The 13,326-nt window shown below is 48.1% G+C and carries 11 protein-coding genes; 4 read left to right on the top strand and 7 right to left on the bottom strand.

What is annotated here, in order from left to right:
* Positions 1-33 precede the first annotated feature (33 nt).
* Positions 34-570 carry an AAA family ATPase gene (locus H065_RS0110710; protein ID WP_017813054.1) on the bottom strand — a complete coding sequence of 179 codons (537 nt, stop codon included), beginning with the start codon at positions 568-570 and terminating at the stop codon, positions 34-36.
* Between the two features lie 30 nt (positions 571-600).
* A complete protein-coding gene (locus H065_RS0110705) occupies positions 601-1,035 on the bottom strand; it encodes an Imm63 family immunity protein (RefSeq protein WP_017813053.1) in 435 nt (144 codons plus the stop codon).
* 328 nt (positions 1,036-1,363) lie between these two features.
* Here H065_RS0110705 and H065_RS0110700 point away from each other — a divergent pair, with 328 nt between their 5' ends.
* The 3 genes from H065_RS0110700 to H065_RS0110690 all read left to right on the top strand — a co-directional run bounded on the left by H065_RS0110700 (position 1,364) and on the right by H065_RS0110690 (position 4,309).
* Complete coding sequence (locus tag H065_RS0110700) at positions 1,364-1,768, top strand: CBS domain-containing protein (protein ID WP_017813052.1); 405 nt, start codon at positions 1,364-1,366, stop codon at positions 1,766-1,768.
* A gap of 268 nt (positions 1,769-2,036) precedes the next feature.
* A complete protein-coding gene (locus tag H065_RS0110695) occupies positions 2,037-2,720 on the top strand; it encodes a response regulator transcription factor (RefSeq protein ID WP_017813051.1) in 684 nt (227 codons plus the stop codon).
* On the top strand, positions 2,720-4,309 hold the full coding sequence (locus H065_RS0110690; protein WP_017813050.1) for a sensor histidine kinase: 1,590 nt from the start codon (positions 2,720-2,722) through the stop codon (positions 4,307-4,309). Before H065_RS0110695 ends, H065_RS0110690 begins: the two co-directional genes overlap by 1 nt.
* Before the next feature lie 51 nt (positions 4,310-4,360).
* Here H065_RS0110690 and H065_RS0110685 read toward each other — a convergent pair whose 3' ends face one another.
* Positions 4,361-4,705, bottom strand: coding sequence for a hypothetical protein (locus H065_RS0110685; protein WP_238557933.1), 345 nt, complete (start codon positions 4,703-4,705; stop codon positions 4,361-4,363).
* Between the two features lie 194 nt (positions 4,706-4,899).
* Here H065_RS0110685 and H065_RS0110680 point away from each other — a divergent pair, with 194 nt between their 5' ends.
* Entirely contained in the window at positions 4,900-6,018 is a 1,119-nt protein-coding gene (locus tag H065_RS0110680) for a WD40 repeat domain-containing protein (RefSeq protein ID WP_152425872.1), read from the top strand.
* 209 nt (positions 6,019-6,227) lie between these two features.
* On the opposite strand, the gene H065_RS0110675 is transcribed toward H065_RS0110680, so the two are convergent.
* The 4 genes from H065_RS0110675 to H065_RS0110660 all read right to left on the bottom strand — a co-directional run bounded on the left by H065_RS0110675 (position 6,228) and on the right by H065_RS0110660 (position 13,321).
* Entirely contained in the window at positions 6,228-9,359 is a 3,132-nt protein-coding gene (locus tag H065_RS0110675) for an efflux RND transporter permease subunit (RefSeq protein WP_017813047.1), read from the bottom strand.
* The gene (locus H065_RS0110670) at positions 9,356-10,810 is read right to left on the bottom strand and encodes an efflux RND transporter periplasmic adaptor subunit (protein ID WP_017813046.1); all 1,455 of its coding nucleotides are present in this window, start codon (positions 10,808-10,810) and stop codon (positions 9,356-9,358) included. Before H065_RS0110670 ends, H065_RS0110675 begins: the two co-directional genes overlap by 4 nt.
* Before the next feature lie 62 nt (positions 10,811-10,872).
* Positions 10,873-11,523, bottom strand: coding sequence for a TetR/AcrR family transcriptional regulator (locus H065_RS0110665; RefSeq protein ID WP_193746775.1), 651 nt, complete (start codon positions 11,521-11,523; stop codon positions 10,873-10,875).
* A 391-nt stretch (positions 11,524-11,914) separates the two neighbouring features.
* Positions 11,915-13,321, bottom strand: a complete 1,407-nt coding sequence (locus H065_RS0110660) for a sensor histidine kinase (protein WP_017813044.1) — start codon at positions 13,319-13,321, stop codon at positions 11,915-11,917.
* Positions 13,322-13,326 lie beyond the last annotated feature (5 nt).

Below are 13,326 nucleotides of genomic sequence, written 5' to 3'. Positions count from 1 at the left end.
CATAAAAAAGCGGCTGAGCTCAGCCGCTTTTTTTCATTCATTCGGGATGGTTATCCTTGATTGTATATAGTGAGCGATATCCAGGATACTCATCCGATCGGTCTGAATATATTCTTCGAAGCCTCCTGCATCGTATGCTTCCAGGCAGCGGTTGGTCTGCTGGAAACACCAGTTGCCCTCTACCTCTCCACGCTCCCGAAGCCGCTGGTGAATAACCGATTTGGAAGCCAGCAAACAGAAATGGTAAGTATGTGGGTCCATTTCTGTAAAACCTTGCTGAATCCACTGGAAATTGTCTTGACTGTAGAGGGTCATAGGCACAATCAGATGGCGATGGTATTGCTGACGCAGCGACGCTGCAACTTGTACAACCAGCAATCGCCACATATCCATATCCTGAAAATCACCTGTCTGCTCGTGGGAAAGCTGGATAGCCGATGGAATGATCTCGCGAAGCATATAACCTACCTGCTCCGGATCATAAATCATACTGCCGGGCAGCATAGTATGGAGCTTCTCGGCTACTGTGCTCTTACCTGTGCCAAACGCGCCATTGATCATTATGATCATAGTTGCACTCCTTTTCTGTATGTATCCTTGTTATAGCTCATGGCGCCTGCCAGCCCGGTGCCACTGTTCATAGATCCCGCCAATCTGGTGAAACGCATGATCCACCCCTTCGCTAATCTCAGCGAGCACATCTGCCGTATATTGCAAATGCTGATCTCGATTATTTACTTTATATTTGCGCAGCAGTCCAATATGAACCGTCGCATAAATAATATCTTCCAGCACAAAATAGATCACATCCGCGGCTTCAAGAGTAGGGCGATCAACCGACAATATGCCACGCTCATACAATTGAATACGATAACGTTCTGGCTCCACCTCAATATGAGGTTCCAAATCCCCTCGCCAAGTATGACTAAATGCACTGGCAACCATTTCAGGATGATTCTCCTGATAGATATCTGTTAACTGCAGGAGATCGATAATCTGTTGGATCAACTGTGATTCGGTATAGATTATGGTCATACCTATTCTCCTTTTTGTAAATATAATGTCTGGATAGCCAAAGAATACAACATTACAGCCAGCATTTGGATCTATTGTTTTTGATTGAGTTGAAGACGAGATGAAGTTAGATATCCAGACAATCGGCTTATTTTTCTTTTGCTGTTTGGATTAAACAGGTATGTATACAGTCGTTTTTTTGTGTAGTATAGTCCTGTCTGTAATCTGTATAATCTTCCTTCCTGCTGGTGATGGTGGATACAAAGCTGTAAACCTTTACACACGAACCCCAAAATGTGGTTTAATAAGACTATTATTGATTACATTCAATGTAAAGGAGTGTCATCCCATGCAAATATCCTACTTTCTGCTTCCCAAAGAGCAGGTAGCCTATATAACTTCCTCCATATCCATGATGGAGGCCATGGAAGATCTGGAACGGCATCACTATACGGCGATCCCGATCATCGATGAAGAGGGTAAATACGTGGGCACCCTGTCCGAAGGCGATCTTCTCTGGAAACTAAAAAATTCGCTTAACCTGAATTTTGAAGCAATGCGTGATATCCCTATCAGTCAGCTGCAGCGGCGTGTACATAATGAAAGCGTAGAGATTACTGCCAATATGGAGGATATGCTTACGCTGGCTGCTGATCAGAACTTTGTACCAGTCGTCGACAGTATGGGAATCTTCCTCGGCATTATTCGCCGTAAGGATATCATCGCCTATTATACCGATAATATTACCGATTAACCATCTCGTCTCGACGATTGCGGTTTGATGCAAGGTTGGCGATTGTCTGAGTAAACAGATATCATTTGGATACCAATCTTGTATATCATCGAAAAGGTCCAACCATACAGAAGCTCTGCTCTGCAGCAGGGCTTCTTGGCATACCCGAGGAAGTATGTATGCATTCTCTGTCCAAATGGATCATTTCCTGTTAACGATAAGACTGTGTATGGTATAACAAAGGAATCCATAAATAAAACACTCCCATTCAGATCAAAGGAAGATGAATATGTCCAAAAAAATACTAGTCGCGGATGATGAAGTCAGTATCCGCAATTCGATTGCCTATGCACTGCGAAGAGAACATTTTATTGTAGAAACGGCCGAAGATGGACGGGATGCGCTGGCACGCGTATCTACCTTTCGTCCGGATGTGTTGGTACTTGATGTCATGATGCCAGGAATGGACGGATATGACGTATGCAGACAGCTCGACCATCGTAAAGGGCTGGGTATTCTGCTGCTGACAGCCAAATCGGATATCGTGGATAAAGTGATTGGCCTGGAGCTGGGAGCAGACGATTTTGTGTCCAAGCCCTTTGATATCCGCGAGCTGATCGCGCGAATCAAAGCACTGGCTCGGCGTGTGGAACGTGAAAACACCCCTGATTCGCTTCCCGGCCCGCAGCGATTGGGAGCTGTAGAAGTACAGCTATCCAGCCGCCGGGCAACAGCCGGACAGCAAACGCTCGAACTGACTCCCAAAGAATTCGATCTACTGGCACTGCTGGTTACGCATCCGAGTCGTGTCTATACCAGGGAGGAACTGCTGGAGCTGGTCTGGGGAATCGACTTTCCCGGCGAGACACGAACTGTCGATATTCATATCCAGCGGCTGCGCAAAAAGCTCGGTGAAGATCAAGGAATATTGCAGACGGTATACGGAGTTGGCTACAAGGCGGAATCGGTCTAATGACCAGACACTCTCCTTCTTCTCCTTTTTCCGATTCTGCTACGCAGCGTCAGGATGACAATGCCAGGAATACGCATTCGTCCGATTCATTTCATACAGCAGTAAACCGTCGCCAGGGCCTTAGTCTGCGCTGGAAGTTTCCGCTTTTTCTTGGAGCGTTGCTTGTATTTACTATTGTGATTCTCAGTACGCTCGTTCTATCCGGTATTCGTGCCAATCAGCAGAAGCAGACCGAATATCAATTGCAGTACCAGAGTCAGAATATGGAGATGCGCATTCGCCAGGAATATCTCACCGGTACTCGTCTGACCCCGGAGCAATTCATGAAGCGCCGCGGCTCCGAGCTGGCTGTCGATCTGGGCCTGTCCGGCAATATGCGTGTGATCCTCTATGATGCACACGGACAGCTGGTTGGCGACTCACTCCCACTCGCTCGCCGGACCGATGTGACCTCAGCACTGCAGTATGCCCTGCAAGGCAAAACAGCCTATATTACGCAGGGTTCCTCTATTCTCTATCTGGCTCCGGTACAGGGACCGGATGGGCTGCTCGGTGCTGTACAGCTGCATCTATCGATTCTCGAGCAGCAGACTTTTTATCATAATACCCTGCTGCTGTGTATCTGGACCGGAGCAGTCGTACTGCTGCTGAGCTTTGTAATCGGATGGATCTATATCCGGCGGCAGACCTCGGATATTCAGACACTGATGGCCGAGTCACGTTCAATAGCGAACGGTCATTATCCGGACGAGCAGCACAGCCTGCTGCGACGCCGCGATGAACTCGGGCAGCTCGGTGATGGTATTGTGCATATGGGCGGCATAATCAGTCGCAGTATCCAGGAGCTGCAAAGTGAGAAGCAGCAACTGGAGCAGGCTGTCACACGTCTGAGTGAATTGGAGCAGCTGCAAAAAGCATTTATCGGCAATATCAGTCATGAACTGAAAACACCTGCAACCTCTATTCAGGCCTATGCCGATCTGCTACAGATGTATGGGGATGATCCCCAGCTGGTTCATGAAGCAAGCACCAGCATTTCTTCCGAGATTCGGCGGCTGATCAGCCTGATCGAGGATTCGATCCGTCTCTCTCTGCTGGAAAAGTACGATTTCGAGATGAATAGCGAGCAGCTGCAGTTGGATATCGTGCTGCAGGAAGCAATCGAACGCACGCGCGGCAAGGCTGCTGCTGCCGGAATTAAGCTTACCGCCGAAACAGTCGCTGTAGAGGTGCAAGCCGATTATGGACATCTGATGCATATTTTACTCAATCTATTGGATAATGCGGTGAAGTATAATTTGCCGGATAACGGCTGGATTCATATTGCCCCGGTCGATGATACCGTTACTTCCACAGGTTATGTACAGATAGTGATCAGCAATTCCGGTCCACATATCCCAATGGAAAAGTGGGAGACTGTCTTCGAGCCTTATGCTACACTCAGCAGCGATCGTTCGCGGACTGGCAGTGGGACCGGACTTGGTCTTCCGCTCGCCCGGCGATTGGCAGAACGGATGGGCGGTCGTCTGTATATTGCATCATCCAATCCTGAAGGGAACCAGATGATACTGGAACTGCCACGCATATGAAAAAAGCCGTTCCGGCAAAAGCGGGAGCGACTTGGGGAATATATTACATTCTCATGATTGGCCGGCAGCTTCTTCGATCACGTCAATCCCGTAGGGCGTAATCGAAAAGTGGATAAACCCGACCACATCCTTGATCTCGATCAATCCTTTTTTGCTGAGATAGTCGTAGGCGAGCCTTGTCTCCTTGTCCGTAAGAGGACCGTTATTCTTTTTCGGTCCAGGCAGATTATAAGACTTCTCATCCGGGCCGAAGTGGTAATCATACAGATCATGGAGCAGCTTTGTTCGCAATTGCTTTCTCTCTTCAATCGTCATGGATATATTCACCTCCAGTGCAGCGTTCATCGCCAGCCAGAGTATCCTACGATCTGCTGGCTGTATGTAAGCGTCATACATGATCTAATGATAGCATGAAGTGAACCATTTGTATGTTGCTGTACGAAAGTTTGTAGATTGATTTATTTACAAGTTGGATACATTTCGATATATTGTAGCAACTTTTGATGGGTATGATGGCTGTAATGCTGCTGTGCATATGACTTGTATGTACCATACAGTAATTTCAGTCTACTAATAAAGGAGATGCGCCGATGCGTAATTTCAGACAATCTTCTACGAAATATACTTCATCGTCGCACACTTCACTATTACCGGTATCGGCAATAGGTTGTGCGATGCTGGCCATGATGCTGCTGCTTGGCGGATGCGGCAACGATGCGACCGTAACAGGTAGCTCAGGACAGCAGCTGACTGTGGTACCGGATGACGCCTCTGCCGAACAACAGCCCAATGTGATGCTGACTTCTGTTGATACATTGTATAATGTATACGCCCGTACCTGGCTCAGCCCCGATGAACTGCTGCTTAACAAAGATAATCGGCTGCTGGTCTATCATCTCTCTACCGGTAAAAGCACACCCCTGACGCCGGATCGCCAAGCTCCTCAGTATCTGGCAGAAGCGTCTCCCGATGGCAAACATATTTATTTTACAGAGGGCCGAGAAGATGATAAATATGTGATTCATGGATATATCCTGAACCGTACTACCGGCAAAATTGCCAAAATCGGAGACATGGATATGGTAAATGAAGTCCACTGGGCAGACAATGAGCAGTTGATCGCCGGATCGACAGGAACCGGCGTCCGATTGATCGATCTGCAAGGGAATTCCACTCTACTGAAATTTCATGAACCTCATGCCACCGAAGCCATCCAGCATGTCGAGAAGATCGGCAAGCGTATCTATTATCTGGCAAGTGACGGTCAAGGATATACTACGCTGAACAGCTTTACGACGGATGACTTGCAGGCTACCATGGTTGCTTCCAATGTCGCCGATTTCTCTGTCGCTCCAGATGGTAAATCTATCGTTATCCAGGAGGTCAAATGGAATACGTCAGAGCCTTTTCGGCTGCTTGTAATCGATAGCAGCGGCAAAGTCAAAGGAACGATCGGCGAAGGAACGCTGCTTGGACGTCCAGCCTGGTCTCCTGATGGAGAGTTGCTTGCTTTTACTATTTATCAGGAGAGTCAGCAGGGTCTCAAAGGGTTGTACATTTTCGACCAGCGTACAGGCAAGACGATTCCGCTCACGAGCGAGATTCAGGAATATAATCAGTCGACCCGCTGGAGTCCCGACGGCACTCATCTCTCGGTTTATATGGAAGATAAAAAAGTCGTGACTAATATTGTCGGCATCTCCCGTTAAGACTGGCAAAGATAGAGAGTATGTCAAAAAAAGCAATCGCCCGATCTGGTGAAATGACAGCAGCTTTGTCATTCCCGCGATCGAGCGATTGCTTTTTTTATTTTTCGTAGTGTAGATCAAATCGTTGGTTGGCATGCCGTAATGGATATCAATCCACAGCATTATGGGAACCATTGGAGAATGATGCGCTCTCTGCTGCTATAGGTAGATCATTTTTCTCTGCCAGATTCAGCCAGCCTGATCTGATACTGCGTTTCTTCCTGCACACGCCGGGCTTTGCGTGTGTCATCGCGTCTAGCCAGTACCATATAGAGTGACGGAACGACGAACAATGTCAGTATAGTCGAGAAAACCAGTCCAAACACAATCGCAATCGCCAGTGGACGGAACAGCTCTTCCCCTACTGTCGCCATAGGCAGCAGTGCTACAATCGCCGCAAGCGATGTCAGTAGAATCGGACGGAAACGTGCAGAAGCTGCCTGAATAATCGCTTCCTTCATCTCCATTCCTTCCTTCCGGGCATCCTCGATAAATTCAATCAATACAATACCGTTACGTACAACGATACCTGCGAGCGAGATAATCCCCATAATCGACATAAAGCCGATAGGCGTCTGACTGATAAATAACCCCAGTACGCCACCTGCCGCAGCCAGATAGACTGTAGTCATCACGATCAGCGGAATCCACAGCGAATAGAATTGCATCGTAATCAGGATCAGGATCAGTACAACCACGACAGCGAACAGCTTGGCCAGATCAATAAAGATATCCGATTGCTTGGACGTCTCTCCACCTGCTTCCCATGAGTATCCCTGCGGGAACTGGATTTGGTTCAGTCCAGCTTTCACATCCTTCATAACCTCTGTAGCGGTACGACCGGTTACATCCGCTTCAATCGTATTGACACGTGACAGATTGTAGTGATTAATCTGCTTGATCGAAAAGGCTGGACGAATCTCAACCAGCTGTGACAGCGGCACCTGTACATTATCGGCGTTAGTCACATTGACCTGCTGGAACAAAATTGACGGATCGACCGTAGAGGCATCTTTCATAAAAATTTTGATATCGACCAGATCCTTGCCATTATCAAAATCGCCTACACTGACACCCGTTCCCATCATTAGCAGTGTACGGGTCAGGTTCTCGTAGCTCACATTGTAACGATCCAGAGCAGGCTTGTTGACTTCAAAATCAAGCGTGTAATTCTGAATTCCCATAGTGTCTGTAATATTGCTGGTACCACTGGCGGAAGCAACAACATTTTTGACCTGTTCGGTCAGCTTGCGCAGCTCTTCGAGATCGGTACCAGTGACCCGGATTGAGACGGGTTTACCTACCGGAATACCCAATTCGGTCTGCTTGACAGTGGTGCTAACCTGAGGGAACTTCTGCTTGAGCAGCAGTGGCCAATCGGTAACTGCCTGCGTGCTGTCCAGCTGATTATTGTCTCCCTTAAGTAGAATCTGTGCATGGTTGGTCGAGAAACTGGCAATATTCGTAATATTATAAAATAGCGGCGGGGCTGTTCCTCCAGCAGAATAGGACATATTTTGTACACCGGGCTGCTGTTTGACCCAAGCGGCAATATGCTGTACGGTCTTGTTGGTATCTTTGATAGACGAACCGGTAGGCATCGTAATATCCATCGTTAGCTCCGCATTGCTGGAGCGCGGGAACAGCTGAACAGGTGTAAATACCGCCAATCCGTATATGGCTGTACTGATAATCAGCCCAAGCAGTGCAATCAGCGTAGGACGCTTTAATACACGCGGCATCATTTTGTGGGCATATGCATCCGATGCCATCTGGATCTGTTTGCCCAGCAGGCCAACCGGCTTGTCGCTGCGGCTTTTTTTTCCTTTTATTAGATTGCGGCGTTCATACCATTCCCGAAAAATCGGAATAATGGTCAGCGACATCGCCATAGAAGCAAGCATTGCCAGTGAGATAACGACCGGAATCGGCTTGATAAATGCACCCACATCCCCGCTCAGGAACATTAGAGGCGCAAAAGCAGCGATCGTAGATAAAGTAGCGGTCAGAATCGAGATCGCTACTTCCTTGGTTCCGCGAATAGCGGCATCATGCGGATTCTCCCGTAGCACGGACAGCCGCCTCTCAATATTGTCATTAACGACGACCGCATCATCGACCAGAATCCCCAGTACAATAATCAGTCCGACCACCGTAATCTGATTGAGCGTAATTCCCATTACAGGCAGCAGGATCATCGCAATCGCAACCGAGATCGGAATCGCCAGAGCGACAAAGGATGAGGTCAGCCAGTTCAGACCGAGCATACATACAATGACAACTACAGCAATCGCAATCATGGTCTCATGCAGCAGATTGCCAAATATGCGATCCGTCTCGTCTTTTTGGGCAAATAACGAAGTAATCTTCATAGAAGCAGGCAGTGTCGGCTCCAGCTCTGCCATTTTAGCATTGACGCGTTCATAGACCTGTGGCACGTCAGAACCCACTTCGCTGTTAATCAGAATCGAGATCGACGGCTGGCCGTTATAATAGCTCATATACTCGGCTTTTTCGGTCGTCATTTTGACTGTAGCTACATCCTTGAGATATACAGGCGTTCCCTTGGAAGATCGGAACACCACGATATCCTTTAGACTATCCACCTGATAATTCAGCGGTACTTTTAGCTGGTAGCTGCGATCCTTGTAGTCCAGCGTACCCGTAGGTACCCGGTTATTCTCGGATTGGATAGCCTTCATAACCGCTTCCCAGGGAATACCATACTGCTGAAGTCTGGACATATCCGCTTCGATACGCACCTGCTGCTCCGGCAGTCCATTGACTGTTACATCAGTCACGCCTTCTACCGAACGCAGCTGATCTTTCCAGTCTGTCATCAGATCCTGCAGTCCGAGCAGACGATTATAGTCTTTGTTGTAAATGGCAAATGACTGCACAAACGATTTGGTCAGATTATCATTGATAACCGGCTTGTCGGCGGAATCCGGCAAATCGGATTCTGCGTCTTCTACCTTTTTGCGAAGTTCATTCCATACAGCCGGTGCATCTGCTGTTGGCTGGGTCTCCAGCGTAATAACCGATACACCTGCTCCCGAGATGGAACTTACCGTCTTCAGATTGGATACTTCCTTGATCTTCGATTCCAGTACACGGGTTACCGTCGTCTCCATCAGTTCCGGTGTAGCTCCTGCATACGTAGTAGTGACCGTAGCCTGTTTGACGATAATATCAGGCATTAGCTGCTTGGGCAGTCCGAATCCACTAACAGCCCCTACCAGAATGAGCATGCCGAAGAACAACAGCGTAATTTTGCGCTTTTTAACAATATATTCAATCATTGCTGTCCAGCCCCCTGTGCAGACGACTGGCTCTGTCCCTGAATGGGGTCACCATCGAACAACCGATCCGCTCCCGATGTGACGATCTGATCGCCAGGCTTCAGACCGCTCGTGATGACCAGTTGATTATTATAGAGACTGCCGGTTTGAACTGGAGTACGTACTGCTTTGCTATTGATATTTCGAAATACATAGGGAGCATCATCCGTGCTGATCACGGCGGCGATAGGTACCATAATCCCCTTTTTCGCTCCGATCTGGCGGGAAGCTTTGACCACCTGACCGGGCTTCCAGTCATGCTTGGGATTGGCAATTTGTATTTCTACACTGATCGATCCGGTATTGTCGTTGGTTTTGGGATAAATGGTTGTGATTGTACCGGTACGTTGTTCATCATAGAGTGTAATACTTACCTGTTGCCCTTTTTTCCATTGACCGATTTCGCTATCCGGTACAGGCAGCAGCACTTTGAGATGATCAATCTCGCCGATTGTAAATGCGCTTGTTCCTGCACCAGCTACCTGTCCTGCACTAATGGTCTTGTCCAAAACAACGCCGCTTAAAGGCGACTTCAGTATTGACTTGGAGCGGGCAAGACGTGCCTGATCCAGCGCGACCCTTGCCTGATCATAACTGGCCTGGGCCTGTTCGACACCAGCCTCTGCCTGCTGGATGCCTGCTTCTGCCTGTGATACGCTGGCACGTGCAGACTCGATACCAACCTGGGCCTGCTTGACCGCAGCAGCGGCACTGGCACGATCGGAAGTACTTGCGCCTTCCAGGGTGAGGGACAGCTGCTCTTTGGCATCGTTCAATGCTGCCTCTGCATTGGATAACGCCGTCTGTGCCTGTTCATTTTCCTGCTGGGAAAGCAGGCCATTCTGATACAGTGCTTCTGCCCGCTTGGCTGCTGATTGAGCCTGATTATAGGCTGCCTGTGCTTTGCTGACTGCATTGCGGGCCTGGGCTTTCTGCTGGCTACGTGCTCCATCCAGTACACCTTGCTGCTTGCTACGTGCAACTTCTACCTGCGCCTGAGCAGCTGCTACACTGGCTTCGGCGGCTGTTCGTACAGCTCGTGCATTGCTGAGCGACGCAGTAGCACTGCTCCGACCGGCAGCCGCCTGCTGTACAGCCTGCTGCGCTTCGGCTACTTTTAGATCCAGATCATCGGTATCCAGCCTGGCCAGTATGGTTCCTTGGCTAACCGTAGCTCCGATATCAACGCCAAGTGAATCGACAGTACCACCCATTTCAAAAGATACCGGCGAAGACGTTCTGGCTTGCAGAGTGCCTGACAGATCATAAATAGTCGTCAGTGGTGTTTCCTTGACCTGGATCAGCGATACCGTATTGACTGGATGAACAGCAGCAGGTGCTGCCGAACATCCTGTCAGCATCATACTCAGCATAACTCCACTGATCCATATGGAACGATATGTTTTACTCATGTATATGAACTCCTTCACTGTACAATGACTATTTCCCATCCGGCGGCTGCACTTTTTGTATATCACATCAATACTTTGCGCAGCATTTCAAAAATAACACTATCTTCCAGCGGTTCATGGCTCAGTTCCCACTGCGAAGTGAGCGCTTCATACAGATGAGCCAGCGCAAAAGCCGCCACTTGCGTATTCTGCTCCCGGATCAGCTGCTGCGCGATGGCTTTGTCCAGTAACTGCTGGACGGAAAAGATCGTTGCTTCGCTGAATTTGTTCAATGCATTCTGTGATACCGGTGTGCCAAATTGTCCCTGTTCCAGTAGCAGCTTGTCGACAATGCAGAGATTTTTGCGATAGACAATACAGGCATGAATGGCATGGTATAACCGCTCCGTCGGTGTACCTTCCCCATTCATTGCCTCTTCAGCATTACTGATCATCTCGCGGATATAATTATCCATAACTGCAATCAGAATCTCTTCCTTGGTCTCAAAAAATAGATAAATCGCTCCCTTGCTGATACCTGCGCTTTTGGCTATGCGGTCAACCGTCGTTGCCTTGTAACCCAGCATCGAGAATACCTCCCGCGCTGTATTGATAATTTTGATATATCTCTCATCTGAACGATGATCGGTCATCTGTGTATATCCTCCCTCAGGTAAATGATCCAGCATAAATGATAGTTTGATCGTGTGATCCATATCGTCCATTTGTTGCATGATTCCCTCCATTTCTGTACACAACAGACCATCCGCCATTGCCAGGCTTTATCATACTTTTACTCCTATAGATCTTATACTTATCTAATCTAATATTATATTTTGACCAAAAAACTATTTTGGTTTTCTGGTCAAAATATAACATGGATAGTACAGGATTGCAATTTTATTCTTCTATACGGTGGCATAACAAAAATGGCTGTATCAATTACCTCCATCCCCTTCTGGTTTGGGAGCTGCTTCGATACAACCATTTGTACTGAAAGTATTTCATTTTGTAGAATTGCTTTCTACTAAATATCACGTGTGAGAAGGAACATCTGAACTGGAACTAAGCGGAAATAAATAAACGGACAGCCTACAACGAAATTTCCGACTATCCTTTACCATTTTATAAAACAATCTCGATACGTGTTCCCTGCCCTGGTGTACTCTGAATCGAAATACTGCCGTTATGCTCCTGAATAATATCTTTAGCAATCGCCATACCCAGTCCGGAGCCTTTGTGTGCTTCGCCGCTGTTCGTTCCCCGGTAGTATCGGTTGAAGATCTGATCCAGCTCCTCGGGACTGATTCCTTTGCCGTTATCTTGGATAATGATATGAATCCGCTCGGCTTGATAGGCAGTTACTCTAATTTGTACGGTCGGCTCGTTATGCAGGATGGAATTATACACCAGATTGTTGATGGCTCGGCGCAGCAGTAGTTCATCCACGTGCTTCATGATCGGTTCCTCTCCGGCTTCCAGCTCCAGATCACGCGCAGCATACTGCGGATCATTCATGATATCGATCAGTATACTGCGCAGCAGACTAACCAGATTGACTTCCTGCTTGTTAAGTACCAGCACCTTGTTGCGCAGACGAGTGGTGAGATTGAGATCCTCAATCACTTCCTTGATATATACGGATTTGTTCTCGATAATCCCGGCATATTCGCGGATTTCCTCCAGCGTGAATTGATAATCCGCATCCCGGAGCATCTCGGCAAATCCCTGGATGGATGCGAGCGGCGTCTTGATATCATGAGATACATTGGCAATCCACTCTTCGCGCATACGATCCAGCTTGCTGCGCTCTGCTTCGTTGGCCTGCAACCGGTTGGACAGATCGTTCAGATTGGAGAATACACTGGCATAGATTCCTTTGGGAGCATCATCCACATAATAATCACTGCTCGCCAGCCGTTTGATTTTATCCATTAATGCATACAGGGGTTGAGTCAACCGCTTACTGAAAAAGCAACCGATCAGCAGTGCGATCAGTATATCCAGCACGATAATATAGGTGCCAATATGGGCAATAGACAGAAAAGCGCCCAGATCGAGGAAAAATACATACCGGCTTAAATTACGGTCACGAATACCTATAAAGTAACTGTACTTGTGCGTCCCTTCACTCCGACTGCCCATAAACAGGGTCGTCTCCATATCCAGCTCCTTGTACTTGTACATCTGGATAATCTCGGCGGGCGTATACGCCTGCGGCAAATCGGCAGGGGTTCGGTAAGTATAGAGCTGCCGGCCCTGCTCATCCAATATCTGCACCCAGGCATTTTGCTGCTCCAGCTGGTGCTTTCCTTCTGGTGTAATATTTACCTGTCCGGCCTTGCTCTCAATCTGATCGCCAAAAGAACGGGTAAACTCTTCAGCTGCTGTGGAACTGGACAGCAGCTGAGGTACCTGCACAGCACTGCGCATAATCAGACCGCTGATCAAGAGTAACAGATTAATCCCTACAACCACGATAACGACCAGCACTACAGACAACAGATAGCGTCCGGTAAGCTTCCATTTCATAATGT

The sequence above is a fragment of the Paenibacillus shenyangensis genome, assembly GCF_000346635.1.
GTDB lineage: Bacteria > Bacillota > Bacilli > Paenibacillales > Paenibacillaceae > Saccharibacillus > Saccharibacillus dauci.
This window is presented reverse-complemented; position numbering and strand designations above follow the sequence as displayed.

Excerpts from the sequence above, each read along its gene's own strand:
- H065_RS0110670 (WP_017813046.1), bottom strand. The coding sequence starts at position 10,810 with ATGAGTAAAACATATCGTTCCATATGGATCAGTGGAGTTATGCTGAGT.
- H065_RS0110685 (WP_238557933.1), bottom strand. The coding sequence starts at position 4,705 with ATGTATGACGCTTACATACAGCCAGCAGATCGTAGGATACTCTGGCTG.
- H065_RS0110700 (WP_017813052.1), top strand. The coding sequence starts at position 1,364 with ATGCAAATATCCTACTTTCTGCTTCCCAAAGAGCAGGTAGCCTATATA.
- H065_RS0110675 (WP_017813047.1), bottom strand. The coding sequence starts at position 9,359 with ATGATTGAATATATTGTTAAAAAGCGCAAAATTACGCTGTTGTTCTTC.
- H065_RS0110695 (WP_017813051.1), top strand. The coding sequence starts at position 2,037 with ATGTCCAAAAAAATACTAGTCGCGGATGATGAAGTCAGTATCCGCAAT.
- H065_RS0110660 (WP_017813044.1), bottom strand. The coding sequence starts at position 13,321 with ATGAAATGGAAGCTTACCGGACGCTATCTGTTGTCTGTAGTGCTGGTC.
- H065_RS0110680 (WP_152425872.1), top strand. The coding sequence starts at position 4,900 with ATGCGTAATTTCAGACAATCTTCTACGAAATATACTTCATCGTCGCAC.
- H065_RS0110690 (WP_017813050.1), top strand. The coding sequence starts at position 2,720 with ATGACCAGACACTCTCCTTCTTCTCCTTTTTCCGATTCTGCTACGCAG.
- H065_RS0110665 (WP_193746775.1), bottom strand. The coding sequence starts at position 11,523 with ATGCAACAAATGGACGATATGGATCACACGATCAAACTATCATTTATG.
- H065_RS0110705 (WP_017813053.1), bottom strand. The coding sequence starts at position 1,035 with ATGACCATAATCTATACCGAATCACAGTTGATCCAACAGATTATCGAT.
- H065_RS0110710 (WP_017813054.1), bottom strand. The coding sequence starts at position 570 with ATGATCATAATGATCAATGGCGCGTTTGGCACAGGTAAGAGCACAGTA.